The sequence below is a fragment of the Bradyrhizobium sp. FW305-F6 genome, from assembly GCF_058782905.1.
This window is the reverse complement of the sequence record NZ_JBYSYD010000002.1, coordinates 1372319-1397313: the sequence shown is the minus strand read 5'-3', so window position 1 is coordinate 1397313 and position 24995 is coordinate 1372319. Positions and strand designations below refer to the sequence as shown.

Genomic DNA, 24995 nt, shown 5'->3' with positions numbered 1-24995 from the left:
GGCTTTTTTGCACTCATTCACGCGCCTTCGCTGCTGAAGTCGGTCGAGGTCGCGACCGACCGCCATCCTGCCAGCTCCTTCGCAACGAAGGCGTTTTTGGTCTCGATCCGCTCCACCGTGTCGCTGCCGAGCGGCAGCCGCAGCGGCGGATTCTGCGCATCCACCAGCTTGAGGAAGGCCTGCGCCAGCTTGCGCGGATCGCCGCGCTGGCCGTGGTTGACGTCAGCCGCATGCGCGCGGGCCTTGTCGACGCTCTCGTGATAATCGTCGACCACATGCGCGGTGCGCGACAGCGAGGTCTCGTCGAGGAAGTCGGTACGGAAGAAGCCCGGCTCGACCACGGTGACTTTGATGCCGAGCGGCGCGACTTCGCCGGCCAGCGCCTCGCTGATCCCTTCGACCGCGAATTTGGTGGCGCCGTAGACGCCCCAGCCGGGATAGCCGGTGTAGCCGCCGACCGACGAGATGTTGATGACGTGACCCGACCGCTGCCGGCGCATGTGCGGCAGCACTGCGCGGGTAACGCCAAGGAGCCCGAACACGTTCGTGCCGAATAGCTTTTTCGTCTCCGCGTCGCTGGCTTCTTCGATCGCGCCCAGCAGGCCATAGCCGGCATTGTTGACGAGGATGTCGATGCGGCCGAAGCCCTTCACGGCCTGGCCCGCGGCCTCATGCGCCTCCGCCTCGCTGGTGACGTCGAGCCGGGTCGCCAGCAACCGCTCGTGAGAGCCGAGCCGCGCGGTAACGGTGGACGGATCGCGCGCGGTGGCGACCACCGCGTCGCCGGCCTTCAAGGCGGCCTCGGCTATCAACGCACCAAATCCGCGGGATGCCCCTGTGATGAACCAGACACGCATGATCTTGCCCTTTCCATTTGAGCCCGGCGATGTGCCGAAGCCGATGGGCAAGGTGTAGCGGCTCGCCATAGCTGAGATAATCCGCTACATTCTTCTCAAGCTGTTGAGAAAAATTCATCAATGCGCATCGACCCGTCAGACCTCGCGATCTTCCTCGCCATTGCCCGCCATCGCAGTTTTCGCGCGGCGGCGACCGAACTCGGCGTCACGCCATCGGCGCTCTCCCATGCGTTGCGCACTATCGAGGAACGGCTCGGCCTTCGCCTCGTCAATCGCACCACCCGTAGTGTCGCGCTGACCGAGGCTGGCGAGCGATTGTTTGCCCGCATCACCCCTGCCTTTCGCGATATCGACGACGCGCTCGAGGACCTCAATAATTTCCGCGGCAAGCCGGCGGGCACGCTGCGCTTCACCGCCGCGCGCCTCTCGGCGCAACTGGTGCTGTTGCCGATCGTGACACGCTTCCTGAAATCATTCCCAGACGTCAGCGTCGAGATCGTCCTCAACGACGCCCTGATCGACATGGTCGCGGCCGGCTTCGACGCCGGCGTGCGCTTCGGGGAGACGATTGCGGCCGACATGATCGCGGTGCCGATCGGCCCGCGGCATCGTTTCGCCGTGGTCGGCTCGCCCGCGTTCTTCAAGTCGCACAAGGCACCGACCACGCCGCGCGACCTGAAAGGCCTGCCCTGCATCCGCTACCGCTTCACCTCAGGCTCGCTCTACCACTGGGAATTTGAGCGCGGCGGCATCGAGCTCGCCATTGACGTCACGGGACCGCTGACGATGAACGACCAGGACCTGATGGTCGATGCGGCGCTCGACGGCGCTGGCTTCGCCTATGTGTTCGAGGCGCAGGTGGAAGCGCTGCTCGCAAAGCGCAAGCTGGTCCGCGTGCTCGCCGACTGGTGCCCGGCCTATCCCGGCTTCTTCCTGTATTATCCCAGCCGGCGTCAATTGCCGGCCGCGCTGCGCGCGTTCGTGGATTTCGCGCGGACGCCCGTCTCGTAGCCCGGATGGAACGCAGCCTGATCCGGGATTCGTGCCTACTTCCCGGTGAACACCGCCTTGCGCTTCTCGATGAAGGCCTGCACCGCTTCCTTGTGGTCGGCGGTCGTGGTCAGGCGCACCAGCCGTTCGGCTTCGTGGTCGCGCGCGGTCTCGAAGTCGAACAGCACGGCTTCGTCGAGATTGTCCTTCATGTAGCGCAGGGCCAGGCGCGGACCCTCGGCGAGTGACTTCGCCAAGGCGAAAGCTTCGGCTTGCAGCTTGTCGTCAGGCACGACGCGGTTGACGAGGCCGATCGCCTCGGCACGCGCGGCGTCGATCCGGTCGCCGGTGAACATCAGTTCGCGCGCCCGCGCAGTGCCGACGAGGCGCGTCAGCAACCAGGCGATGCCGTAATCGCCTGACAGCGCGATCCGGGCATAGCCGGTGGCAACGAAGGCCGATTGCGCGGCGATGCGGATGTCGCAGGCCATCGCGATGGCGAGCCCCGCGCCCACCGCGGGACCGGGCAAGGCGGCGATGGTCGGCTTGCGCACCGACACCAGCGCGCCGGTGAGCAGCCGCTGCCGCTCCTGCAGATCGGCGACCTTGTCGTCGAAGGACATTTCGAGCTTCTTCGGATCGCGATGCGCACCCATGCCCTTGACGTTGCCGCCGGCACAGAACGCTTCGCCCGCGCCAGTCAGCAGCAGCGCGCCGACACCGGGGTTCTCGCCGCAGCTCCGGATCATCGTGCGCAGCGCCGGCGTCAGCGCATCCGACAGCGAGTTGCGCGCCTCCGGCCGGTTCAACGTGATGACGGCGACGCGGTCGCGGATGACGCAGAGGAGCTCGTTGGTGCCGGTGTCGATGGTGGTTTCGGTGGTCATTGATCCTCCCTGCTCTCGTAGGGTGGGCAAAGCGAAGCGTGCCCACCATTGTTTGTTGAGTTCGAGATGGTGGGCACGGCGCGATGCGCCTTTGCCCACCCTACGGCAGTTCGTTTCAAAACTTCTCCACCCAGGGCCGCAGCTCGAGCTCCCAGCTCCAGGCGCTGCGCGGCTGCTGCAGCACGTTCCAATAGCTCTCTGCGATCGCATCGGGATCGAGCATCGAATCCGGCTTGTCGGAATCTTCCGTCCGCGCCGTGCTGCGGATGCCGCCGTCGATGACGAAATGCGCGACATGAATGCCCTGCGGCGACAATTCGCGCGCCAGGCTCTGTGCAAGACCGCGCAGCGCGAACTTGCCCATCGCGAACGACGCCGATTGCGCATAGCCCTTGACGCTGGCGGAGGCGCCGGTGAACAGGATCGCGCCATGCTTGTTCGGCAGCATGCGCCTGGCGGCCTGCTGCGCCACCAGGAAGCCGCCATAGGCGCTGACTGCGATGGCATTAGCAACGTCGGCCGGAATGAGATCGACGAACGGCCCACGCGTGCGGCCGCTGGCATTGTAGACGACGAGATCGGGCGTGCCGATCTCGCGCTCGACCAGGCCGAACAGGCGCTCGACCTCCTCAGGCTCCACAGCATTGCAGGCATAGGCCTTGGCGCCGGTTTCGCTGCAGAGCGCCCCGAGTTTCTCGATCTTGCGCGCAGCCAGTGCGACGCGAATGCCTTGCTTGGCGAGCAAGCGCGCCAAGGAGGCGCTCAATCCTTCACCAGCACCGACGATGAGGGCGATCTTGTACTTCGGATGTTCCATGGCGCGATCTCTTGAGACAGGGAGCTGCTGATCTATGCATGCCGACGCCAACAACCAGACGGAGCGATCAACAATTCCGCAGAGCGAATTGCTCCGCCGCGGCGATCATGCCTCCCTGACAATTTGCGGCTTTATCGCTCTCCGCGACTGGAGCATGATCGACATCATCCGAAGCGGCAAGCGCCAAATCAGCGCAAAATGTCCGCAAGGCGGAAACGAGTGAGGACGATCATGCACAAACCGGCCCCAGCACAGCCGAAAAACGTCGCGGCCGAACCATCCGGCCTGCTGGCGCCCGATACCAGCGGCATGAATTTCTACCGTGCCGATCCTGCGCTGACGGACCTGTTGCGCATCCACCTGCCCGAAGCGCTGTTCCGCCACATCGAGCCGCATCTCGACCGCCTCGGCGCGCTCGCCGGCGGCAGGCTCGACGAATGCGCGCGCCTTGCCGACCGTCACACGCCCATTCTGCACCAGCGCGACAAGTTCGGCCGCGACGTGCAGTCGATCGAGTACCATCCGGCCTATCGCGAGCTGGAGAACGCCGCGTTTGGCGAGTTCGGCATCCACGCGCTCTCGAACGCTAAGGGCATCATGGGCTGGCCGGACAAATATCCTGTTGTCGCCAAGCACGCTTTCACCTTCCTGTTCAACCAGACTGAATTCGGCATGGGCTGCCCGATCAACGTCACCGACGGCTGCGCCAAGCTGCTGGCGAATTTCGGCAGCGAGGCCCTCAAGGCGAAATATCTGGACGGCCTGACTTCGACCGACATGAGCAAGCTGACGCAAGGCGGCCAGTTCATGACCGAGAAGGAAGGCGGCTCCGACGTCGGTACGCTGACCACGCGCGCGGTGCAGGAGGGCGACCATTGGCGCCTCTATGGCGAGAAATGGTTCTGCTCGAATGCCGACGCCAAGGTCGTGATGCTGCTGGCGCGCCCCGAAGGCGCCGGCCCCGGCACGCGCGGCGTCGGCCTGTTCCTGATGCCGCGCTTCCTCGACGACGGCGCGCAGAACCACTACCGGATCGTGCGCCTCAAGGACAAGCTCGGCACGCGCTCGATGGCCTCCGGCGAGATCAAGCTGGAAGGCGCGATCGCCTATGCGGTCGGCAAGCTCGACCGCGGCTTCGTGCAGATGGCCGAGATGGTGAACTCGTCGCGGCTCTCCAACGGCGTCAAGTCGACGGCGCTGATGCGCCGCGCCTATCACGATGCGATGACGGTGGCCAAGAACCGCGTCGTGTTCGGCCAGCGCATCATCGACCTGCCGCTCGGTCGGCGCCAGATGCTGAAGATCATGCTCCCGGTCGAGCAGGCGCTCTCGATGAGCTTCCTCACCGCCGACGCGCTCGACCGCGCGGAAGCCGGCAGCCAGGATGCCGCGGCGCTGCTGCGCATTCTCACCCCGACGCTGAAATTCCGCGCCACGCGCGATGCGCGCAAGGTCTGCGGCGATGCGCTCGAAATGCGCGGCGGCATCGGTTATATCGAGGAATTCGCCACGTCCCGGCTGCTGCGCGACGCCCATCTCGGCTCGGTCTGGGAAGGCACCGGCAACATCGTCGCGATCGATGCCCTCCGGCGCGCGGTCGGCCGTCACGGCGCCGAATCCGCGCTCGCGGCCGATCTGCATGCCCGGCTCGACGATAGCGCCTCCGTGCCGCAGGCCTGGCGCGAGCGTCTGAAAGGCCTCACCGATCGCGCCGTCGGCTTTGCGCGCGAGGTCGCAAGCAAGTCCGAGAACGAGGCCGATGCCCGCCGCGCCACCAGCGTGCTCTATCACGTCGCAAGCGCAGTCGCGCTCGCCTGGGAGGCACACCGCATCCACGACATGCGGGGCGATGCGCGCCGCCTGCTGCTGTCGCGCCTCGTGATCGACCATCGCGTGTTGCCAGCCGATCCGTTCCGGCTGACGGAAAATGCGGCGCAAGCGAAGATCGCCGCGTTGCTGCTCGGCGATCGCGATGCTGGCATGAGCGAGGTTGGCGAATTGGTTCTGGCGGCGTAGGCTTGCTGTGGCTGCGAGCGCAGGTCACCTCTCCCATAGGGAGAGGTCGATTTGCGCAGCAAATCGGGTGGGGGGTCCAGGTCCCACGAGGGAGCGTAACCCCTCACCCACCGCTTTGCGTCGACCTCTCCCAATGGGAGAGGTGAAGAACCGTCTCAACGAAACAACAACAACGAGGAAACACCGATGAAGGCCGCCGTCCTCCATGAAGTCAACCAGCCGCTCGTCATCGAGGACGTCAGCCTGCCGAAGCCCGGTCCGCGCGAAGTGCTGATCCGCACCGCCGTTGCCGGCCTCTGCCATTCCGACCTGCATTTCATGGAGGGCCTGTATCCGCATCCGCTGCCCGCGGTGCTCGGCCATGAGTCGGCTGGCGTGGTCGAGCAGGTCGGCTCCGACGTCACTTACGTCAAGCCGGGCGATCACGTCGTCACCTGCCTCTCCGTGTTCTGCGGCACCTGCGACAATTGCACCACCGGCCGCACCGTGCTCTGCACCGACACGACGGTGAAGATGCTGCCGGGCGCCTCGAACCGGATGCAGTGGTCGAAGCCGGAGAAGCTGCACCAGTTCCTCAATCTCTCGTCCTTTGCCGAGCAGATGCTGGTGCACGAGAACGCCATCGTCAAAATCAGGAAGGAAATGCCGCTCGATCTCGCCGCGCTGATCGGCTGCGGCGTCATCACCGGCTACGGCGCCGTGGTGAACACGGCCAAGGTGACGGCCGGCGAGACCGTGGCGGTGATCGGCTGCGGCGGCGTCGGCATGGCCGCGATCAACGGCGCGCAGATCGCCGGCGCTGGCCGCATCATCGCCATCGACACCAATCCGGCCAAGCTCCAGCTCGCGACCAAGCTGGGCGCGACCGACATCATCAACCCGGCCGACGGCGATGTGGTCAAGCAGGTGCGCGACCTCACCAATGGCGGCGTGCATCATTCCTTCGAGGTGCTCGGCCGCAAGGAGACCGCCGAGCAGGCGTTCGGCATGCTCACCTCGGGCGGCACCGCCACCATCGTCGGCATGATCCCGTTCGGCCAGAAGATCGAGCTGCACGGCTTCGATTTCCTGCGCGAGCGCAGGATCCAGGGCTCCTCGATGGGCTCGAACCATTTTCGCGTCGACATGCCGCGCCTGGTCGACTTCTATCTGCGCGGCCGGCTGCACCTGGAGGATTGGATCTCGGCCAAGTTGAAGTTGTCCGAGATTAACGAGGGATTCGCCAACATGAAAGCCGGCAAGACGCTGCGCAGCGTCATCGTGTTCGACAGCTGATACGACAGGTTCCGTCATTGCGAGCGAAGCGAAGCAATCCGGAGCTGTTACCGCAGAAGCAGTCTGGATTGCTTCGTCGCAAGCGCTCCTCGCAAAGACACGCCGGCTCTAATCGTCAAACATCTTCGGCGGCACGAACCCGCCGAACTCCCGTTCGATCAGCTCGGCCAGCTTGAGCGGCGTGCGGTCCTCGAGGAAGGGACCGACGATCTGGACGCCGACCGGCAGGCCGTCGGGCGCAAAGCCGGTCGGGATCGCGGTCGAGGGCAGACCCGGCAGCGTCGCGATGCCGGGCCAGGCGAGCTGGTCGGTGTAGACATGGGCCTTGCCGTCGATGCTGATGCGGCGCTGCTCCTGGTCCGGCGCATGGTCGTGCGGAAAGGCCGCCGTCGGCATCACCGGGCAGATCACCGCATCGAAGGTCTTGAACAACTCGCGCCATTGCGCGCGCAACCGCGTGCGTCCGCCGTTTGCGGCCTGCCAGTCGCGATGGCTGAGCGCGATGCCGCGCAGCCGCTCGGCGGCGAGACTGTTGTCGCTCTCCGGCAGCGCGGCTGCGGCCGCCTTGGCGCCGGCATAGATGTCGGGCGCGAAGGTTGCACCCAGGAACGACATCAGCATGCGCATATAGAGCCGAGACGACGCGGCAAAATCCGGCAGCAGCGGGCTGCTGCGCTCGATCTTCACACCTGCCTTGGCGAGCTTGTCTGCGAGCGCGTTGATGCTGCCGCGGACTGCGGCGTCGGTCGGCATCACCGGATCGGTGTCGATGACGAGCACACGGAAATCCCTGAACGCGGTGTGCCTGGCTGGCGGCAGGTCGAGGCGGTAGGCGAGGCCGGCATCGATCGGATCAGGCCCTGCCATCACGTCGAGCACCAGCGAAAGATCGGCCGCGCTGCGCGCCATCGGGCCGATCACGGAGAGGTCGCGCTCGAACGGCAGAGGCGGTAATGGCGGCGGCGTGTGGCCGCGCATCGCAACGAGGCTGAAGGTCGGCTTGTGGGCATAGATGCCGCAATGAAAGGCCGGCACGCGCAGCGAGCCGCCGATGTCCGAGCCGATCGACAACGGACCATAGCCTGCGGCGAGGGCTGCCGACGAGCCGCCGGATGAGCCGCCCGGGGTACGACCGAGATCGTAGGGGTTATTGGTGGTGCCGTAGATGTCGTTGTAGCTCTGCCAGTCGCCGAGCCCGAGCGGCACGTTGGTCTTGCCGATCACGATCGAGCCGGCCTCCTTCACCCGCGTGACCGGCAGCGCGTCCTCCTTGGCGATGAAGTCCTTTTGCGCGGGAATGCCCCAGGTCGTCGGCAGGCCGGCGACGTTGTAGGATTCCTTCACCGTCATGGGCAGGCCGAGCAGGGGCTTGCGCTCGCCGCGCGCCAGCGCCGCGTCTGCAGCGCGTGCTGCGTCAAGCGCGCGATCGAAATCGCGCACGCAGATCGCGTTGATCTTGTCGTCGTGCCGCTCGATGCGGTCGATCGCATCGCGTGTCAGCTCGACCGCCGAGACCTCCTTTGCGGCCAGTGCAGCCGACAGTTCGACCGCGCTCTTGAAACTCCATTCCGATGTGGGCACGACGCGTCTCCCTTTCCTTGTCGAAGGATGATGCGCAGTCTGGCCCAATGCCGCAACCGACGTTTGATCGCGCTTGCCATGCGAGAGCCGGCAGACCTATGCCGCCCCGATGATGATCCCCACGGCGAGCACGATGGCCCCGCCCAGGACGATCTGGAACACGGCCTGAAGGAACGGCGTGTCCATGTAGCGCGAGCGGATGAAGGCGATCGCCCACAATTCGAAGAACACGACGATGCAGGCGATTCCCGTCGCGATCCAGAACGCGTTGGCCCAGCTGTCGGGCACCAGATAGGGCGCGGTGTGGCCGAGCCCGCCCAGCGTCGTCATCGCGCCGCAAGTGATGCCGCGCAGCCAGGGCGAGCCGCGCCCCGTGAGCGAGCCGTCGTCGGACAGCGCTTCGGCAAAGCCCATGCTGATGCCGGCGCCGATCGAGGCGGCGAGGCCGACCAGGAATGTCTGCCAGTTCTGGTGGGTGGCGAAGGCGGCCGCGAACAGCGGCGCCAGCGTCGAGACCGAGCCGTCCATCAGGCCGGCAAGTCCCGGCTGCACATATTGCAGCACGAACATCCGCCGGCGGGTGCGGTCCTCTTCGGCGCGCACGTCGGGCCTCAGGATCTCGTCGGTCAGCCTGATGGCGGTGTGCTCGTGGCCCTTCTCGGCTTCGGCGAGGTCGCCGAGCAGCCGGCGCACGTTGACGTCCTCGGCCCGCTCGGCGGCCTTGGCGTAGAAGCGCTCGGCCTCGAGCTCCATGGTTTCGACTTCCCGGCGGATGGTGTCGAGCGGCAGGTTCTTGGTCAGCCAGATCGGACGGCGGCGCAGGAAGCCCTTGACGTCCTCGCGGCGGATCGGCGGCAGATGCTGGCCGAAGCGCTGCTCGTACAGCTCCAGCAGCATGTGGCGATGGCCGCGCTCCTCGTCGGCCATCTGCTCGAACAGTTTTGCCGAGTCCGGGTAGCGTTCCTTCAGATCCTCGGCGAAGGCCATGTAGATGCGGCTGTCCTCTTCCTCGGAGGAAATCGCAACCGCCAGCACCTCGCGCTCGGTCAGATCGGCAAAATTCTTCACGGCAGGCCTGTTGACTAGTTTAGAACTATTCTAAATTATATAGGAGGCCGTGGTTCCCCGGTCAAATCAGGGCCTCCCGGCCTTCGCCAGGAAGTCGAGCAGTAGCCGGCTGACCGCGGCCGGCTGCTCCTGCTGCACCCAATGGCCGGCGCCGTCGACGAGGTGGCAGCCGAGCATTTTGGTGCAGGCGCGGCTCTGCATCGCCTCGAACACGCCCGGGCGCTGATAAGTGCCCCAGTCCTGCTTGCCCGAGATGAAGCACGAGGGCACGTCGATGCTGCGGCCTGCGAACAGCTGCAGCTCGTTGTTCATCGTGCCCGAGGTGCCGTAGCGATACCATTGCAGTCCGCCCTGGAATCCGGTGCGGCCATATTCGGCGCTGTAGTAGGCGAGGTCGCTGTCTGGCAGCCATCGATTGGCAGCGATCGCGGCGGACGAGGGCATTTCCTTCGCGACCGTCTCCGCCATGGTCTCGCCGGCGTCCATCACGTAATAGGTCGGCAGCTTCGCCAGCTCGCCCGCTGACCACGACGCCAGCGGATAGGGTTTGTTGCCGGTCCAGTCCGCGCTCTTGTGATGATAGTAGGCGCGCAGGAAATCATGCAGGCCCTTCGGTGCGCGGTGCATGTCGGCGTTCGCCTCGCGCGTCGAATAGTACCATTGATAGTGCTTTCGCGGACGCGGCAGCGCGGCCAGCTCGCGATGGACCGGGTCTTCGGCCGCGGGCGCAGCGGGTGCGTCCGCGGTGTTGGACGGCAGCGGCGGCGGTCCGCCGAATGGGGCGCTCATCAACGTGACCGAACGAAACACGTCCGGCCTGATCAAGGCGCACCAGGCCGCGACCGGGCTGCCGAAATCATGTCCGACCACGTCGACCTGCCTGTAGCCGAACGCCGACACCAAAGCGAGCGCGTCACGCACCAGGTTGAGGAGCGAGAACGGCACGAGATCGCCGTCGTACTCCGCACTCCATCCCGTCGTGCGCCCATAGCCGCGCTGGTCCGGCGCGATCACGTGGTAGCCGGCCGCAGCTAGCGCCGGCATCACCTTGCGCCAGGAAAAGGCGAGCTCGGGAAAGCCGTGCAGCAGCAGGATACACGGCCGGCCCTCGGTCTCGAAACCGGCTTCAAGCACATGCATGCGCAAGCCGTTGATGCCGTCGACATAGCGCGAGCGGATGCCGGCAGGCAGGGGAACGGCGGGGAGTGTTGTCATCAATTCTCTCCACGCGGGTGGAATCGTAGGGTGGGCAAAGGCGCGCACTTCGCGCGCCGTGCCCACCATTATTGGACGCGTGGGCACGCTTCGCTTTGCCCACCCTACGGCATCTCGTTAGACGGACTCACACACGAACGCATTGCCCTTGCGCCGGATCTTTCCCACCGACGGCGAGGGGAAATGCGCCGTGCAGCACAGGGTGTCGGTGTCGCAATAGCGCTCCAGGAAGCTGCGGCGCGTCGTTGCGGCCTTGGCCGGATCGACGTCGAACTTGATCGACAGCTCCGGGTAGAGCGTCTGCAGCGGCGAATGCATGAGATCGCCGGAGAACACCGCATCGTCCTTGCCGCGCCCCATCGTGATCGCGATATGGCCGGGCGTGTGGCCCGGCGTCGGCAGGATGCGGACGTGATCGCCGATCTGATGATCGTTGCCGACGATCTCATGCCTGCCAGCCTCGACCACCGGCAGCACGCTGTCGGCGAAGGGCGGGATCTCCGCCTTCGCGTTCTGCTCGGACCAGTGGTCGAATTCCTGCTTGGCGAAGACGTAGCGCGCCTTCGGGAAGGTCGGCACCCAGCGGCCGTTCTGTAGTCGCGTATTCCAGCCGACATGATCGACATGCAGATGCGTGCACATCACGACGTCGATGTCGTCGACCGAGAACCCCGCGGCATCGAGCCCGCGCAGATAGGTGTCATCCGTCTTCATGTTCCATTTCGGACGGTTGGGCCGCGGCTTGTCGTTGCCGATGCAGCTGTCGACCAGGATGGTGTGATGCGGCGTCTTCACCACGTAAGACTGGAAGCAGAGCAGCAGCACGTCCTCGTCGTCCAGCGCCTTCGCCTGCCGCATCCACGCGCGGTTCTCGGCCAGCAGGTCTGGCGTCAGCCCCGGCAGCATCTCCAGCGCCGGCACGAACGAGGTCTCCTGCTCGACGATGCGATGGATGGTGAGATCGCCGACCGAGAACGTGAGGCTCATGAGAACTCCGTGCGATTACAGCATGATCCGGAAAAGTGTGCCGCGGTTTTCCGACAAGATCATGCTCAAACAACAAGCTAACGCGCGACGATCTCGCGCTTTAGCTGGCCGGCGGCACCGAGATCTTCACGGAGGGCCGCTCCAGCATCTTCTGGTGGAAGGCGTCGAGCTTGGGATAAGCCTTGCGCCAGCCGGAGTCGGCGAAGCGGAAATCGGCATAGCCGAGCACGCAAGTTAGGCCGATCTGCGAGATGTCGAACGGGCCGTTCAGCACCTCCGGCATGTCCTCGAACCGAGCCATGCCGGTCCAGGCCCTGTTCCAATGATCGTCCGACCAGGCCTGCCATTGCAGGCCCTGCGGCCGCACCATCTTCTCGTAGCGGCACAGCAGCATGGAATCGAGCATGCCGTTGATCAGGGAGTGGTTGGTCTTGGCCTTCCAGCGCCGCGGGCCGTAATCCGGGATCAGGCTGCCGCCGGCCAGCTCATTGAGATATTCGACGATGACGTAGGAGTCCAAAATGACGTCGCCGTCGTTGGTGATCAGCACCGGCAGCTTCTTCAGCGGCGTGATCTTCGAATAGTCCTCGTTGGCCGTGCCCGGGGTCACGGCGGCGGACACGAATTCGATCTTGTCGATCAGCCCGAGCTCGATCGCGGCGATGCGCACTTTGCGGGCAAAGGGCGAGGCGGGGGAGAAGGTGAGTTTCATGGGAAATAACCTCTATCCGGGCACACAGTCCTCATCCTGAGGAGCGCGCCCTGGCGCGCGCGTCTCGAAGGATGGGCAACGAGGGATGGTCTGTCGTCACCCGGCGCGAACGTCGGGCGACCGTGATTGTGGCGCATCCTTCGAGACGCGCGCGTCGCGCGCTCCTCAGGATGAGGACCGCGCTTACGCCGCGACGATCTCCTGGCGCTGCTCGCCGAGACCTTCGATGCCGAGCGTGACGACGTCGCCGACATTGAGGAAGGTCGGCGGCTTCATGCCGAGGCCGACACCGGGCGGGGTGCCCGTGGTGATGACATCGCCCGGCAACAGTGTCATGAACTGCGAGACATAGGCGATGCACTTGGCCATGGAGAAGATCATGGTCTTGGTCGACCCGGTCTGGCGGCGCTGGCCGTTGACGTCGAGCCACATCGACAGGTCCTGCACGTCCTTGATCTCGTCCTTGGTGGCGAGCCACGGTCCGAGCGGGCCGAACGTGTCGTGCGACTTGCCCTTGGTCCACTGGCCCAGGCGCTCGATCTGGAAGGCGCGCTCGGAGACGTCGTTGCAGACGCAATAGCCGGCGACATGGTTCAGCGCGTCGGCTTCGGAAACGTATTTGGCGCGGGTGCCGATGATGGCGGCGATCTCGACCTCCCAGTCGAGCTTGGTCGACCCGCGCGGCTTCTCGACGGGATCGTTCGGGCCCGACAGCGAGGTGTTGGCCTTCATGAAGATGATCGGCTCGCTCGGGATCTCGGCGCCGGTCTCCTTGGCATGGTCGCTGTAATTGAGGCCGATCGCCACGAATTTCGAGATGCCGGTGACGGGCGCGCCGAACCGCGGCTTGCCGGACACGGCGGGCAGCGAGGCGGGATCGAGCCCGGCGAGCTTCTTCAGGGACTCAGGCGAATAGGCCTCGCCGGTGAGGTCCTTCAGATGCGCGGACAGGTCGCGCAACTGGCCGGATTTGTCGATCAGGCCGGGCTTTTCCGCACCCTTCTCGCCATAACGAACAAGCTTCATTCTCGTTTCTCCCTGGAGATTGGACCGATCGGTTAACAGCTTCATGGAACAGGGCGGCCGGAAATTCAACCGCTCAAAACAGAGATCACCCCAGCGCCGCGAACCTGAACGCGTCCCCCTCCCGCTTGATGTGCCCGGCCGAGAAATGCCCGCCGATCACCAATGTCGGCGTGTCGGCAAAGCGGCCGAACAGCGCTGCCCGCGCTTTGGCCGATTGCGCCTGGTCGGAATCGGCGGTCGAGGACCAGCCGAGATGCGCCATCTGGCAGGGATGATGGGCGACGTCGCCAGTGAGCAGGCCCTGCTCGCCGTCGGACCGGATCAGGATGCTCATATGGCCGGGGCTGTGCCCCGGGGTTGGGATCATGCTGATTTCCTCGCAGAGCCGGTGATCGCTCGCGATCAGATCGGCCTTGCCGGCCTCGACGATCGGCTGCACGGAATCATTGAACACCGCGGCCTTGTCGGGCTCGCTCGAATGATCGCGCCAATGTTGGTATTCGGTACGGCCGAACACGTAGCGTGCCTGCGGAAACGTTGGCACCCATTTGCCGTCGACCAGCTTCGTATTCCAGCCGACATGGTCGACGTGAAGATGCGTGCACAGCACGGTGTCGATGCTGTCAGGGGCAAAGCCGGCCGCTGTCATCGTCTCCAGAAAGGGCGTGTTGCGGTCGTTCCAGGTCGGGACGTTACGGCCCTGCTTGTCGTTGCCGAGCCCGGTGTCGACCACGATGCGGCGCGAAGGCGTCTCCACCACCAGCGAATGGATCGACATCTTCAGCCGGCCTTCTTCGGTGGCGTAATGCGGGATCAGCCAGGGCAGTTTCTGGATTTCCTCATTGGTCGCGAGCGGCAGGATGAAGCGGGTCGAGCCGACCGTCTCCATTTCCACGACTTTGGTGATCTTGACCCTGCCCACCTTCCACTGCATCGGCGCCTCCTGCATTTTGCCTATGTTCTTGCTTTGATGCCGAAACATGCGGTTTTCCGCCATGATGTGCAATGGATCATCTGACGCGATGCGGCGTTATCGCGGGAACCGGAGGAGGAGCCATGCCAGAGCTTGCAATATCCGCTGAAAAGGTCGCCTACATCATCGAGAAGGCGCGCGAATTCGACGTCAAGGAGGGTGATTCCGATCCGGATTCCGGCTCGAACCCCAGCGACGACGATGCGATCGACGTCCTCGAGGACGACGGCTCCGATCCTGTCGTGCAAGAGCTCGGCAGCTTCATCATCGCCCTGAACGAGGACGAGCAACTCGATCTCGTCACGCTGACCTGGCTCGGCCGCGGCGACGGCACCATCGACGAGTGGGACGATCTGCGCGCCCGCGCCGTGGAGGCGCGAAGGGAGTACCGCAGCCCGCGCCGCGAAACCGTGCGCTATCTGCTCGGCGAGCCCATGCTGGGCGATCTGCTCGCCAACGGCCTCGACGAATTCGGAATCGACTGGACCGATGAGCGCACCACCGCCGACTCCTCCGGCCCGAGCCAGCAGGACGAAGACGAGCCGACGAAGCAGCGATGAGGATCGGGCTCTGACGCCTCCACATCGTCATGGCCGGGCTTGACCCGGCCATCCACGTCTTACTTCGCCGAACAAAGAACGTGGATGCCCGGGACAAGCCGGGCATGACGATCTTTCGTGATGCGATGCCGGGTTACAGCGTGCCCGGGAACGCGCCACCGTCCAGCAGGATGTTCTGCCCGGTGATGAAGCCGGCCTTGGCGCCGCACAGGAAGGCGCAGGCATAGCCGAACTCGTCGGGCTGGCCGAAGCGGCCGGCGGGGTTGAGCTTGGCGCGCTCGGCCAGGATCTGCTGCGGCGTGACGCCACGCTTGTCCGCTTCGCCCTTGGCGGTGCTGGTCAGGCGATCGGTCTCGAACGGGCCGGGCAGCAGGCCGTTGATGGTGACGTTGTTGATGACGGTCTTGCGCGACAGGCCGGCGATGAAGCCGGTGAGGCCGGCGCGCGCGCCGTTGGAGAGGCCGAGGATGTCGATCGGCGCCTTCACCGCGGCCGAGGTGATGTTGACGATGCGGCCGAACTTGCGCGCCATCATGCCGTCGACGGTCGCCTTGATCAGCTCGATCGGCGTCAGCATGTTGGCGTCGATCGCCTTGATCCAGTCGTCACGGGTCCAGTTGCGGAAATCGCCGGGCGGCGGGCCGCCGGCATTGTTGATCAGAATGTCCGGCTCGGGGCAGGCCTTGAGCACCGCCTCGCGGCCGGCCGGCGTCGTGATGTCGCCGACGATCTCGGTGACCGTCACGTCGGGATAGGCCTTGCGGATCTCGTCGGCCGTCTTCTTGAGGGCTTCGGCACCGCGCGCGGTCAGCGTGACGTGAACGCCGGCCTCCGCCAGCGAAATAGCGCAGGCGCGCCCGAGGCCCTTGCTGGATGCGCAGACGATGGCGCGGCGACCTTTGATCCCAAGATCCACTGTTTCACTCCCGTAAATGTCAGGCAGGTTTTCGACGGTGGCACTCTAGCCAACTGTTGCGCCGCTGATAAGGGACGGGCTCGCACCAAAATGCATGCGCGCCCACGCTGCGATGCAAATGCGCCAGATCAGATGCGCCGTTCCTGCTTGAGGCGGTCGATCGCGGCGGCCGCTTCCGGTGGCAGCGACTTGAATCCCATCTGTCCCACCGTCGAGAACAGCGGTCGCAGATGCGAGCCGGCGAGGAACGGCGGTTCGCGGCTGGCCGGCACGATCTGGTCGAAAACCAGCACCAGCGTAGTGGCGACGAGGCCGACCCTGACGGCGCCGAGCGCGGCACCGCCGAGCCGGTCGCCAATGCCGGCTTCGCCGATCGTGTCGTTGAGCGCGATGCGGCCGATATGGCCGAACAGCATGCCCACCACCAGGAAGATGCCGAACAGCCAGATCCAGTTCTGGAGCAGCGGCCCGTTTGGATTGCCGGCGATTTGCGGTGCGATCAGCGGCATCAGCGCCACCGCGATCGGCGCGGCGAGCAGATAGGCGAGGATGGTCATGGCGCTACGCAGCAGCCCGGTCCTGAAGCCGAAGCCGACCGCGACGGCGAGCGCGGCATAGACGGCGAGATCGAAACTGTTCATGAGCACAACCTTGCCACGATGGTACGATGAACGCCTAGCCGATCATTCCGGTTTCAGATCGCTAAAATCGTCTGTATTGGTGGCTCCAAAGCTCAGGGAAATTGCGCAGGGAATCCTCATGTCAGACCTATTCGACATCAGTAAAGAAACCATCCTCGTCACGGGCGCGAGCCAGGGCCTGGGCCGGCAGTTCGCCCGCGTGCTGGCGGCGCATGGCGCGGCCGTCGCGCTGGCCGCGCGGCAGACCGACAAGCTGAAGAGCCTGGAAGACGAAATTCGCAGCAAGGGCGGCCGGGCTGCGGCGGTCGCGCTCGATGTCACCGACACGGCCTCGATCGCCAGGGCTGTCGATGCCGCCGAGGCCGCGCTTGGTCCCGTCACCGTGCTGATCAACAATGCCGGCATCGCGATCGAGAAGCTTGCGACCGAGCAGACCGAGGCGGACTGGGACGCGGTGATCGGCGCCAATCTCAAGGGCGCCTATTTCCTCGCAACGGACGTCGCGCGGCGCATGATCGCGCGCAAGCAGCCCGGCAACATCGTCAACATCGCCTCCGTGCTCGGCACCGGCGTGCTCAAGGCGCTGTCTCCTTACGCGATCTCCAAGGCCGGCATCATCCAGGCGACGAAAGCCATGGCGCTGGAACTCGCCGGCCAGAACATCCGCGTCAACGCGCTCGCGCCCGGCTATATCGACACCGAGATGAACCACGCCTTCTGGTCGACGCCGCCAGGCGAGCGCCTCGCCAAGCGCATCCCCCAGCGCCGCGTCGGCGCCGAGTCCGATCTCGACGGCGCGATCCTGCTGCTCGCTTCGAATGCGTCGCGTTACATGACGGGGAGCGTGGTGACCGTGGACGGCGGGTTCCTGCTGAGTTGAGATTGGCTTTGCGATTTCCCGCGCGCGACAGGCAATCGCATATGAGCTCGGCGGAGTTTGAGCGCGCGCGCCTCGTCCTTCGAGACGACCGCTTCGCGGTCTCCTCAGGATGAGGCTAAGCAGCAACGGAGCCCGTCGAAACCAGCGCAACGCACGCGGTCCTCATCCTGAGGGCCCGCCAACGGCGGGCGTCTCGAAGGATGGCCGCAAGCGAAATCACTCCGCGTGCGATAGCTTTGCCGCAACGGGCGTGGGAGACAATCTACCGCATCTCCCCCTTGATCATATCCGCCGCCTTCTCCCCGATCATGATGGTCGGCGCGTTGGTATTGCCCCCGATCAGCGTCGGCATGATCGAGGCATCGACGACGCGCAATCCCTCCACGCCGCGCACCTTGAGCGCCGGATCGACCACCGCAAGCGCATCCGTGCCCATCTTGCAGGTGCCGACGGGGTGATAGACGGTGTCGACGCGCTCGCGCAGGATGTTGCGGATGTGGTCGTCGGTTCGGACATCGGCGGTGAACATGTCCTTCTTCTGCAGCGCGCGCAGCGCCGGCGTGTCCATCAGGCGGCGCGTGGTCTTGAAGCCTGCAACCATCGCCTCGACATCCTCTTCCTCGCCGAGGAAATTTGGATCGATCATGGGCGGTGCGAGCGGATCGGCGCTTTTGAGCCATACGCTGCCGCGGCTCTTCGGCCTGAGCAGGCAGACATGGCACGAGAAGCCCGCCTCCTTGTGCTTCTTGCGGCCGTGGTCGTCGAGCATCGCGATGACGAAGTGGAGTTGAATGTCCGGTATGTCGAGATCCGGCCGCGTCTTCAGGAAGCCGCCACACTCGGCGAAATTGGTGGTCATCACGCCGCGTCGCTCGCGGCGGTACTGCTGGATGCCGCGCAGCAGGGATGGCAGCCGGCCGAGCGACGAATGAACGAAGTGCGGGTAATCCGAGGCGTAGACGAACACGAAATCCGGGTGGTCCTGCAGATTGCGCCCCACGCCCGGCAGGTGATGCACGAGGGTGATGCCATGCTGGCCAAGCGCATTGCCATCGCCGACGCCCGACAGCATCAACAGCTGCGGCGACTGGAAGGCGCCGGCGGCGAGGATCACCTCGCGGCGGGCGCGCAACTGCTTTGTCTGCTTGCCCTGCACATATTCGACGCCGACCGCGCGGCCTCCTTCGAACAGGATTCTCGTGGTGTGTGCGCCCGTCTCGACGTGCAGGTTCGCGCGCTTGCCGAGGTGGGGATCCACGTAGGCGCGCGCCGCGCTCCACCGCTCGCCCTTGTGCTGGGTCACCTGGTAGCTGCCGAGCCCCTCCTGGTCCTCGGCATTGAAGTCCTCGCGGATACGGAACTGCGCCTCGCGCGCCGCCTGGTGGAAGACGTCGTGGATCGGATTGTCCGAGCGCAGCTTGTTGACGTGCAGCGGGCCGCCCTTGCCGTGATACTCGCCGTCGAAATCGGCGTTGTTCTCGGAAGCCTTGAAGTAGGGCAGTACGTCCGCATAGGACCAGCCGGAATTGCCGAGCGCGGCCCAATGGTCGTAATCCGATTTGTGACCGCGGATGTAGACCATCGCGTTGATCGCCGAGGAGCCGCCGAGGCCCTTGCCGCGCGGTTGGTAGCCGATGCGGCAGTTCAATGCCTTCTGCGGCACGGTATCGAAGGCCCAGTTGGCCGGGCTGTAGGGCAGAGCAAGCCCGAATGGCGTGGTGATCCGCCAGGTGTCGTTGCGCCCACCGGCATCGAGCAGCGCCACGGACGTCGCCGCATCCTCCGACAGCCGCCCCGCAACCGTGCAGCCGCCCGAGCCCGCGCCCACGACGACGAAATCGAATGTGTCGGTCAATGCTTGTTTCCCCCCGTTACCGTCATTCCGGCGCGCGCGAAGCGCGAACCCGGAATCTCGAGATTCCGGATTCGTTTCGCGCCCAGGAACGACAATGCGGCCTTTTCAGCCTTAATCTTGTTGCCGCAAGCTGGCCGTTTGTGGAACTTCTGGCAAGGGGGCGGGGAACGCCGCAGAAATCGGCCCTGATCCCTGTCATAAAGTCGAAAAAAACGTTCCCGCAGCCCTTTCCAAAGGCACCCCGCCTTGATACATACGCCTCGCACCCGACGGGCTCTGCCCGGGGTTGCCTTCCAAGGAAGCCTTTGGGACGGACCGAGCAAGCCACGCGACCAGCGCAGGCCTCAACCCACCGTCAACGGACTTCCTCAACGAAGGCGCGCAAAGGTTTAACGCGGGGTGGAGCAGCCCGGTAGCTCGTCAGGCTCATAACCTGAAGGTCATAGGTTCAAATCCTATCCCCGCAACCAAGTTCGGATTTCACCGGATCCGAGACGAAAACGGCCCGCTTGATGCGGGCCGTTTTTGCTTTTGGGGCAATACGCAGGCTGGAGTGGCGACGACTCCTCGTTTGCCCGACGGGCCGAACAAATCCAGTAGCCGAAACAACGGGATCGCTACTGTGCATGGGGTTGTTTTCGCCCTCTTCAGGTGTCGCCCTTCGCTCACGCCAGAAACGCCCGAAACCGCCGCAGCGCGATCCCGAAGAAGATGCTGCCGATCACGGCGAGCGCGAGGAGCTGCGGCCACACCGCCTCCAGGCCGGCACCGCGGAACAGGATCGCCTGCGCCAGCATCACGAAATGCGTGTTGGGCGCGGCCAGCATGATGTCCTGGACGAATTGCGGCATGCTCTCCCGCGGCGTCATGCTGCCCGACAGGGTCTGCAGCGGCAGCAGGATCATGATCAGCAGCAGTCCAAACTGCGGCATCGACCCGGCGATGGTGGCGAGGAAGATGCCCATGCTGGTGGTGGCGAACAGCTGCAGCGCCGTGCCGACCAGGAACAGCGCCACCGAGCCGTCGATCGTGACCGCCAGCCATCCCTTGACGACGAAGGCGATCGACAGCGCCGAGGCGACCAGCACCACCGCTCCCATCGACCAGACCTTGCTCACCATGATCTCGAGCGGCGTCACCGGCATCACCAGGAGGTGCTCGATTGTGCCGTGCTCGCGCTCCCGGATCAGCGCCGCCCCGGTCAGGATGATCGAGAGCATCGTGATCGACATGATGAGGTGGTCGATCGCGCCGAACCACGACCTCTTCAGCTCCGGATTGAAACGGGCGCGCAGCGCGAGGTCAATCTGCGGTGTTTGAGCTTCGCGGGCGCGCGCCAGGAACTCCGCGATCTCGGCGTTGACGATCTGCTCGACGTAACCGCCACCGTTGAAGGCCTGTGAGATGCGCGTCGCGTCGACGTTGAGCTGGATCGTCGGCGCCTTCCGCGCCAGCAGGTCGCGCTGAAAGTCCGGCGGAATGTCGAGGGCAAACGTGTCGAGGCCGGCATCCATCCGTCGGTCCATCTCGTATTGCGAGATCAGCCGGGGCGTGGAGAAGTACGGGGCGGTGAACGCCATCCCGATGCGAGTCGAGATCGGCGAATGGTCTTCGTCGACGATGGCGATCGCAGCGCGGTTCAACGTCTCCGGCAGCGTGTTGGCACCCTCATAAACCGCGAACGTAAAGGAATATGCGATCAGCACGAGCAGCACCGGGTCGCGCGCCAGTCCGCGCAATTCCTTGATTCCGAGCTGTAGCAAGTTGCCAAGGCGCATGGTCAGCGGGCCTGTTTCTTCAGCAGCAGCGCGCCTGCGGTGACCAGCACCGGGATCATGACGGCGAGCGCCAAGAGCTCGTTGTGAAGCGTGTCGAATCCCAGTGCCTTCGAGAAGGTGCCGCGCGAGATGGTCACGAAATAGCTGGTCGGATAGACAAGACCGATCAGCTTGCCCACTCCCTGCAGCGAGGAGACCGGATCGATCAGGCCGGAATACTGGATCGCGGGAATCAGCGTGATCAGCACGGTGCCGAACAGCGCGGCGATCTGGCTCTTCATGAACGAGGAGATCACCAGTCCGGTGCCGGTGGTGGCCGTGACATAGAGCAGCGCGGCAGCCGCATAGGTCGGGAAGCTACCGGTGAAAGGCACGCGGAAGACGGTGAGCGCAAAGCCGACCAGCAGCAGGAAGTTGGCAAAGGCCAGCACCACATAGGGCAGCTGGGTGCCGAGCAGGAACTCCAGCCGCGTCACTGGTGTGACGTAAAAATTGACGATCGAGCCGAGCTCCTTCTCGCGCACGACCGCGAGTGCTGCGAGCACCGCAGGGATCATGATCAGCAGCAGCGGAATGATGCCAGGCGCCATGGCGACGACGCTGCGGACGTCCGGATTGTAGCGGTAGCGCAGCGCGAGCTGATAGGACCCGGCGATCGCCGCATCGCCATAGAGCTCGCGGCCCTTCTGCGCGAGCCAGGAGGCGTGGATCGCCTGGGCGTAGGAGCGCAGCGTCTCGGCCCGCGTCGGATTGGCGCCGTCGACCCAGGCGCCGATCTCGACATGGCGGCCGCGGCTGACGTCGCGGCCGAAGCCGGGCGGCAGCTCGATGGCGAGGCCGATCTCGCCGGCGCGCATGCGGCGGTCGAGATCGGCGTAATCGGTGATCGGGGCCTTCTCGGTGAAATAGCGCGAGCCCGCGATCTGAAGGCTGTAGTCGCGGCTGATCGCGGTGTCGTCGCGGTCGAGCACGGCGAAGGTTAGGTTCTCGACATCCATGCTGATGCCGTAGCCGAGCACGAACAGCAGCAGCACGCTGCCGATGATCGCGAGCGTGGCGCGGATCGGATCGCGCCGCAGCTCGAGCGTCTCGCGGCGGGAATAGGCGAGCATGCGCGTCGGATTGAACGCAGCGTTGCGGCGCCGGGGCGGCGTGGCGACTGCCGGCGGCGTCGACGCCGGGGCAGCAGCCTGCTGTTCCGCCGGCTCTGCTGCGTCTGCGATCGCCTCTTCCAGGCAGGCGATGAAGGCCTGCTCCAGCGTGGCGGTGCCGTGCGCTGCCACAATGGCGGCGGGCGAGTCCGACGTCAGCACCTTGCCCGCATGCATCAGCGAGATCCGGTCGCAGCGTTCGGCTTCGTTCATGAAATGGGTCGAGACGAAGATGGTGACGTTATCCTTGCGGGAGAGCTCGGCCAGGATCTGCCAGAAGCGGTCGCGGGCGACCGGATCCACGCCTGAGGTCGGCTCGTCCAGGATGAGGATGTCGGGCCCGTGGATCATGGCGACCGCCAGCGACAATCGCTGCCGCAGCCCGAGCGGCAGAGCATCGGGCAGGGCGTCGACGGCGTCGGCCAGATCGAACCGAGCGATCATCTCGTCGATGCGCGCAGCGATGGTGTCCGCCGGCAGCTCGAACAGGCGCGCGTGCAGGTGGAGATTCTGCGCGACCGTGAGCTCCGAATAGAGCGAGAAGCCCTGCGACATGTAGCCGATGCGCCGCCGCACCGACATGTCGCTAGCATCGATGGTCTTGCCGAACAGCCGCGCGCTGCCTTCGCTCACCGGCAGGAGACCGGTCAGCATCTTCATGGTCGTGGTCTTGCCGCAGCCGTTCGAGCCGAGGAAGCCGAAGATCTCGCCCTTCCCGATGCGGAAACTGACGTCGTCGACGGCAACGAAACCGTTGAACCGCCGGGTCAGGTGATCGGCCTCGATCGCGATCTCGTCGTGATCCGGTCCGCGCGGCGGGATGACGACGTCGCGATGGCTGCTGCGATCTGCTTCCGGCAACAGACGGATGAAGGCCTCGTCGAGCGTATCCGCGCCGGTCTGCCGCTTCAGCTCTGCGGGCGTGCCGGTCGCCAGCACGCGGCCGGCATTCATCGCGATCAGGAAGTCGAACTGCGCGGCCTCTTCCATGTAGGCCGTCGAGACGATCACGCTCATGCCGGGCCGGCTGTCGCGGATCGAGGCGATCAGTTCCCAGAACTGGCGGCGCGACAGCGGATCGACCCCGGTTGTCGGCTCGTCCAGGATCAGGAGCTCGGGATCGTGGATCAGCGCGCAGCACAGGCCGACCTTCTGCTTCATGCCGCCGGAGAGCTTTGCCGCCGGCCGATCGGCAAAGGGCGTCAGCCCGGTGTCACGCAGCAGGCCGGCGATCCGCCTGTGCCGCTCCGCCTTGCCGTGCCCGAACAGGCGGCCGAAGAAGTCGATGTTCTCGAACACCGACAATGTCGGATACAGGTTCTTGCCGAGGCCCTGCGGCATGTAGGCGATGTCGGGGCAGACGTTGCGGCGGTGGCGCGCGCTGGCCATATCGCCGCCGAGCACGTGGATGCGCCCTTGCTGGATCGCGCGCGCCCCGGCGATCAGAGCGAGCAGGCTCGACTTGCCGACGCCGTCGGGGCCGATGATCCCGACCATGCAGCCCGACGGCAGGTCGAGCGTGACCGACTCGAGCGCCCGGGTCTTGCCGTAGCTCAGGCCGACGCCTTCCAGATGCACCACGCGGTCCATGGCATCCGGCGCTTCGGCTGCGGCGCTGCTCATCGCGTCAGCTTGATCTTGAGGTTGTCGGGCCATTGTGCGGCCGGGTCGAGCTGCACATAGGCCATGCCGGGCAGGCCGGTCTTCACCTGCTCGATGTGCTGGCGCAGCAGATCGGGTGCGATCTGCGCCTTGATGCGGAACATCAGCTTTTGCCGCTCCTCCTCGGTCTCGACCGTTTTGGGCGTGAACTGCGCGACGTCGGCGACGAAGCTGGCCTTGGCCGGGATCACATATTGCGGGATGGCGTCGAGCACGAGGCGGACCTCGGCGCCGATCGCGACGCGGCCGGCATCGGCCGTCGGCAGAAAGAACGTCATGTAGACGTCGCCGAGATCGACCATGTTGAGCACGCGGCCGCCGGCAGCGAGCACCTCGCCGGGCTGCGACACGCGATATTGCACGCGGCCGTCGCGCGGCGCCTTCAGCACGCTGTCGTCGAGGTCGGCGTTGATGCTTTCGATCGCGGCCTTCGCCGCGTCGACCGCAGCCCCGGCATCGATCACCATGGCGCGGGAGGAGCTGATTGCGGCTTCCGAGGCTGCGACCTGGGCATGGGAAGCGGCCAGCGCCGCCTTCGCCGTGGCGTTGGCGGAGCGGTCATCGTCCAGGACCTGCTGCGACACCGCACTCGTCTTGATCAATTGCTCGGACCGGTCCAGCTTGCGGCTCGTGGTGTCGAGCTGCGCGATGCGCTGGTCGACCACGGCTTCGGCGGCCCGGCGCTCGGCCTCGCGCTGGTTCACCAGGCTCTTCGCGGTCTCGACATTGATCCTTGCGCGCTGGAGCTGCGCTTCGGCCTGGCGACGCTGGGCCTGCAGCTGCTCGGTGTCCATGCGTGCCAGAACCTGGCCGGCGCGGACGAAGTCGCCTTCGCTAACCAGGATCTCGCGGATCCGGCCCGGCGTCTTGGTGGCGATGTCGATCTCGACGGCCTCGATGCGGCCATTGCCGCGGGCGAAACCCGGCGGAAGCGCGTCGGCATCACGGTGCTGCCAATAGTAATAGCCGCCGCCCGCGAGCAGCACGGCGAGCACGGCGACGACGCGACCCAGTGTAAAGTTCATCTGTGCACAACGCCGTGCGGTGGCGCCCACTGTTGAGATACGAACGCCCGGCCGCGCATCGCGCGGAGAAGGGCGGAGCTCAACATTGCAGCTAATTTTGCACCGCAGCTTGATGCAGATCAG

General features: G+C 65.3%; 22 protein-coding genes and 1 tRNA gene. 7 read left to right on the top strand and 16 right to left on the bottom strand.

Annotation, left to right across the window (positions count from 1 at the left end):
* Positions 1-17: 17 nt before the first annotated feature.
* Positions 18-857: an oxidoreductase gene (locus tag AC3WLX_RS17910; protein WP_492337318.1), complete on the bottom strand. Its 840-nt coding sequence runs from the start codon at positions 855-857 to the stop codon at positions 18-20.
* Positions 858-977: 120 nt separating this feature from the next.
* On the opposite strand from AC3WLX_RS17910, the gene AC3WLX_RS17905 reads away from it, so the two are divergent.
* On the top strand, positions 978-1868 hold the full coding sequence (locus AC3WLX_RS17905; RefSeq protein WP_492336929.1) for a LysR family transcriptional regulator: 891 nt from the start codon (positions 978-980) through the stop codon (positions 1866-1868).
* 35 nt (positions 1869-1903) lie between these two features.
* Here the strand turns inward: AC3WLX_RS17905 and AC3WLX_RS17900 are convergent, their stop codons facing one another.
* Positions 1904-2734: an enoyl-CoA hydratase gene (locus AC3WLX_RS17900; protein ID WP_492336928.1), complete on the bottom strand. Its 831-nt coding sequence runs from the start codon at positions 2732-2734 to the stop codon at positions 1904-1906.
* Between the two features lie 115 nt (positions 2735-2849).
* Entirely contained in the window at positions 2850-3551 is a 702-nt protein-coding gene (locus AC3WLX_RS17895) for an SDR family NAD(P)-dependent oxidoreductase (RefSeq protein WP_492336927.1), read from the bottom strand.
* Between the two features lie 34 nt (positions 3552-3585).
* On the opposite strand from AC3WLX_RS17895, the gene AC3WLX_RS17890 reads away from it, so the two are divergent.
* From AC3WLX_RS17890 to AC3WLX_RS17880, 3 genes are all read left to right on the top strand, one after another.
* Positions 3586-3774: a hypothetical protein gene (locus tag AC3WLX_RS17890; RefSeq protein ID WP_492336926.1), complete on the top strand. Its 189-nt coding sequence runs from the start codon at positions 3586-3588 to the stop codon at positions 3772-3774.
* Positions 3775-3782: 8 nt separating this feature from the next.
* On the top strand, positions 3783-5567 hold the full coding sequence (locus tag AC3WLX_RS17885; RefSeq protein WP_492336925.1) for an acyl-CoA dehydrogenase family protein: 1785 nt from the start codon (positions 3783-3785) through the stop codon (positions 5565-5567).
* A 186-nt stretch (positions 5568-5753) separates the two neighbouring features.
* The gene (locus AC3WLX_RS17880; protein ID WP_492336924.1) at positions 5754-6842 is read left to right on the top strand and encodes a Zn-dependent alcohol dehydrogenase; all 1089 of its coding nucleotides are present in this window, start codon (positions 5754-5756) and stop codon (positions 6840-6842) included.
* A gap of 108 nt (positions 6843-6950) precedes the next feature.
* Here AC3WLX_RS17880 and AC3WLX_RS17875 read toward each other — a convergent pair whose 3' ends face one another.
* From AC3WLX_RS17875 to AC3WLX_RS17845, 7 genes are all read right to left on the bottom strand, one after another.
* Positions 6951-8423, bottom strand: a complete 1473-nt coding sequence (locus tag AC3WLX_RS17875) for an amidase (protein ID WP_492336923.1) — start codon at positions 8421-8423, stop codon at positions 6951-6953.
* 96 nt (positions 8424-8519) lie between these two features.
* Entirely contained in the window at positions 8520-9491 is a 972-nt protein-coding gene (gene mbfA / locus AC3WLX_RS17870) for an iron exporter MbfA (protein WP_492336922.1), read from the bottom strand.
* A 66-nt stretch (positions 9492-9557) separates the two neighbouring features.
* Positions 9558-10706 (bottom strand): alpha/beta hydrolase, encoded by a 1149-nt coding sequence (locus AC3WLX_RS17865; protein ID WP_492336921.1) that lies wholly within the window; start codon positions 10704-10706, stop codon positions 9558-9560.
* Positions 10707-10823: 117 nt separating this feature from the next.
* On the bottom strand, positions 10824-11693 hold the full coding sequence (locus AC3WLX_RS17860; protein WP_492336920.1) for an MBL fold metallo-hydrolase: 870 nt from the start codon (positions 11691-11693) through the stop codon (positions 10824-10826).
* 100 nt (positions 11694-11793) lie between these two features.
* Positions 11794-12405: a glutathione S-transferase family protein gene (locus tag AC3WLX_RS17855; protein WP_291627667.1), complete on the bottom strand. Its 612-nt coding sequence runs from the start codon at positions 12403-12405 to the stop codon at positions 11794-11796.
* Positions 12406-12588: 183 nt separating this feature from the next.
* On the bottom strand, positions 12589-13431 hold the full coding sequence (locus AC3WLX_RS17850) for a fumarylacetoacetate hydrolase family protein (RefSeq protein ID WP_492336919.1): 843 nt from the start codon (positions 13429-13431) through the stop codon (positions 12589-12591).
* Between the two features lie 85 nt (positions 13432-13516).
* Positions 13517-14365 (bottom strand): MBL fold metallo-hydrolase, encoded by an 849-nt coding sequence (locus AC3WLX_RS17845; RefSeq protein ID WP_492336918.1) that lies wholly within the window; start codon positions 14363-14365, stop codon positions 13517-13519.
* A gap of 122 nt (positions 14366-14487) precedes the next feature.
* Between AC3WLX_RS17845 and AC3WLX_RS17840 the strand changes: the two genes are divergently transcribed.
* Complete coding sequence (locus AC3WLX_RS17840) at positions 14488-14964, top strand: DUF3775 domain-containing protein (RefSeq protein ID WP_492336917.1); 477 nt, start codon at positions 14488-14490, stop codon at positions 14962-14964.
* 133 nt (positions 14965-15097) lie between these two features.
* On the opposite strand, the gene AC3WLX_RS17835 is transcribed toward AC3WLX_RS17840, so the two are convergent.
* Together AC3WLX_RS17835 and AC3WLX_RS17830 are read right to left on the bottom strand one after the other, a co-directional pair.
* The gene (locus AC3WLX_RS17835) at positions 15098-15880 is read right to left on the bottom strand and encodes an SDR family oxidoreductase (protein WP_197966639.1); all 783 of its coding nucleotides are present in this window, start codon (positions 15878-15880) and stop codon (positions 15098-15100) included.
* A 128-nt stretch (positions 15881-16008) separates the two neighbouring features.
* Entirely contained in the window at positions 16009-16521 is a 513-nt protein-coding gene (locus tag AC3WLX_RS17830) for a CvpA family protein (protein ID WP_492336916.1), read from the bottom strand.
* A gap of 118 nt (positions 16522-16639) precedes the next feature.
* Here AC3WLX_RS17830 and AC3WLX_RS17825 point away from each other — a divergent pair, with 118 nt between their 5' ends.
* Positions 16640-17401 carry an SDR family oxidoreductase gene (locus AC3WLX_RS17825; RefSeq protein WP_492336915.1) on the top strand — a complete coding sequence of 254 codons (762 nt, stop codon included), beginning with the start codon at positions 16640-16642 and terminating at the stop codon, positions 17399-17401.
* A 262-nt stretch (positions 17402-17663) separates the two neighbouring features.
* On the opposite strand, the gene AC3WLX_RS17820 is transcribed toward AC3WLX_RS17825, so the two are convergent.
* Complete coding sequence (locus tag AC3WLX_RS17820; protein ID WP_492336914.1) at positions 17664-19256, bottom strand: GMC family oxidoreductase; 1593 nt, start codon at positions 19254-19256, stop codon at positions 17664-17666.
* A 393-nt stretch (positions 19257-19649) separates the two neighbouring features.
* Here AC3WLX_RS17820 and AC3WLX_RS17815 point away from each other — a divergent pair.
* A tRNA-Met gene (locus tag AC3WLX_RS17815) sits at positions 19650-19726 on the top strand.
* A gap of 195 nt (positions 19727-19921) precedes the next feature.
* Here the strand turns inward: AC3WLX_RS17815 and AC3WLX_RS17810 are convergent.
* From AC3WLX_RS17810 to AC3WLX_RS17800, 3 genes are read right to left on the bottom strand one after another with little or no spacing between them, the layout of a single operon-like run.
* Positions 19922-21034: an ABC transporter permease gene (locus AC3WLX_RS17810; RefSeq protein ID WP_492336913.1), complete on the bottom strand. Its 1113-nt coding sequence runs from the start codon at positions 21032-21034 to the stop codon at positions 19922-19924.
* Between the two features lie 2 nt (positions 21035-21036).
* The gene (rbbA, locus tag AC3WLX_RS17805) at positions 21037-23808 is read right to left on the bottom strand and encodes a ribosome-associated ATPase/putative transporter RbbA (RefSeq protein WP_492336912.1); all 2772 of its coding nucleotides are present in this window, start codon (positions 23806-23808) and stop codon (positions 21037-21039) included.
* Positions 23805-24872 carry an HlyD family secretion protein gene (locus AC3WLX_RS17800; protein ID WP_492336911.1) on the bottom strand — a complete coding sequence of 356 codons (1068 nt, stop codon included), beginning with the start codon at positions 24870-24872 and terminating at the stop codon, positions 23805-23807. Before AC3WLX_RS17800 ends, rbbA begins: the two co-directional genes overlap by 4 nt.
* Positions 24873-24995 lie beyond the last annotated feature (123 nt).

Excerpts from the sequence above, each read along its gene's own strand:
- AC3WLX_RS17840 (WP_492336917.1), top strand. The coding sequence starts at position 14,488 with ATGCCAGAGCTTGCAATATCCGCTGAAAAGGTCGCCTACATCATCGAG.
- AC3WLX_RS17830 (WP_492336916.1), bottom strand. The coding sequence starts at position 16,521 with ATGAACAGTTTCGATCTCGCCGTCTATGCCGCGCTCGCCGTCGCGGTC.
- AC3WLX_RS17800 (WP_492336911.1), bottom strand. The coding sequence starts at position 24,872 with ATGAACTTTACACTGGGTCGCGTCGTCGCCGTGCTCGCCGTGCTGCTC.
- AC3WLX_RS17900 (WP_492336928.1), bottom strand. The coding sequence starts at position 2,734 with ATGACCACCGAAACCACCATCGACACCGGCACCAACGAGCTCCTCTGC.
- AC3WLX_RS17865 (WP_492336921.1), bottom strand. The coding sequence starts at position 10,706 with ATGACAACACTCCCCGCCGTTCCCCTGCCTGCCGGCATCCGCTCGCGC.
- AC3WLX_RS17905 (WP_492336929.1), top strand. The coding sequence starts at position 978 with ATGCGCATCGACCCGTCAGACCTCGCGATCTTCCTCGCCATTGCCCGC.
- AC3WLX_RS17850 (WP_492336919.1), bottom strand. The coding sequence starts at position 13,431 with ATGAAGCTTGTTCGTTATGGCGAGAAGGGTGCGGAAAAGCCCGGCCTG.
- AC3WLX_RS17810 (WP_492336913.1), bottom strand. The coding sequence starts at position 21,034 with ATGCGCCTTGGCAACTTGCTACAGCTCGGAATCAAGGAATTGCGCGGA.
- AC3WLX_RS17895 (WP_492336927.1), bottom strand. The coding sequence starts at position 3,551 with ATGGAACATCCGAAGTACAAGATCGCCCTCATCGTCGGTGCTGGTGAA.
- AC3WLX_RS17825 (WP_492336915.1), top strand. The coding sequence starts at position 16,640 with ATGTCAGACCTATTCGACATCAGTAAAGAAACCATCCTCGTCACGGGC.
- AC3WLX_RS17910 (WP_492337318.1), bottom strand. The coding sequence starts at position 857 with ATGCGTGTCTGGTTCATCACAGGGGCATCCCGCGGATTTGGTGCGTTG.
- AC3WLX_RS17890 (WP_492336926.1), top strand. The coding sequence starts at position 3,586 with ATGCATGCCGACGCCAACAACCAGACGGAGCGATCAACAATTCCGCAG.
- AC3WLX_RS17845 (WP_492336918.1), bottom strand. The coding sequence starts at position 14,365 with ATGCAGTGGAAGGTGGGCAGGGTCAAGATCACCAAAGTCGTGGAAATG.
- AC3WLX_RS17860 (WP_492336920.1), bottom strand. The coding sequence starts at position 11,693 with ATGAGCCTCACGTTCTCGGTCGGCGATCTCACCATCCATCGCATCGTC.
- AC3WLX_RS17885 (WP_492336925.1), top strand. The coding sequence starts at position 3,783 with ATGCACAAACCGGCCCCAGCACAGCCGAAAAACGTCGCGGCCGAACCA.
- rbbA (WP_492336912.1), bottom strand. The coding sequence starts at position 23,808 with ATGAGCAGCGCCGCAGCCGAAGCGCCGGATGCCATGGACCGCGTGGTG.
- AC3WLX_RS17855 (WP_291627667.1), bottom strand. The coding sequence starts at position 12,405 with ATGAAACTCACCTTCTCCCCCGCCTCGCCCTTTGCCCGCAAAGTGCGC.
- AC3WLX_RS17880 (WP_492336924.1), top strand. The coding sequence starts at position 5,754 with ATGAAGGCCGCCGTCCTCCATGAAGTCAACCAGCCGCTCGTCATCGAG.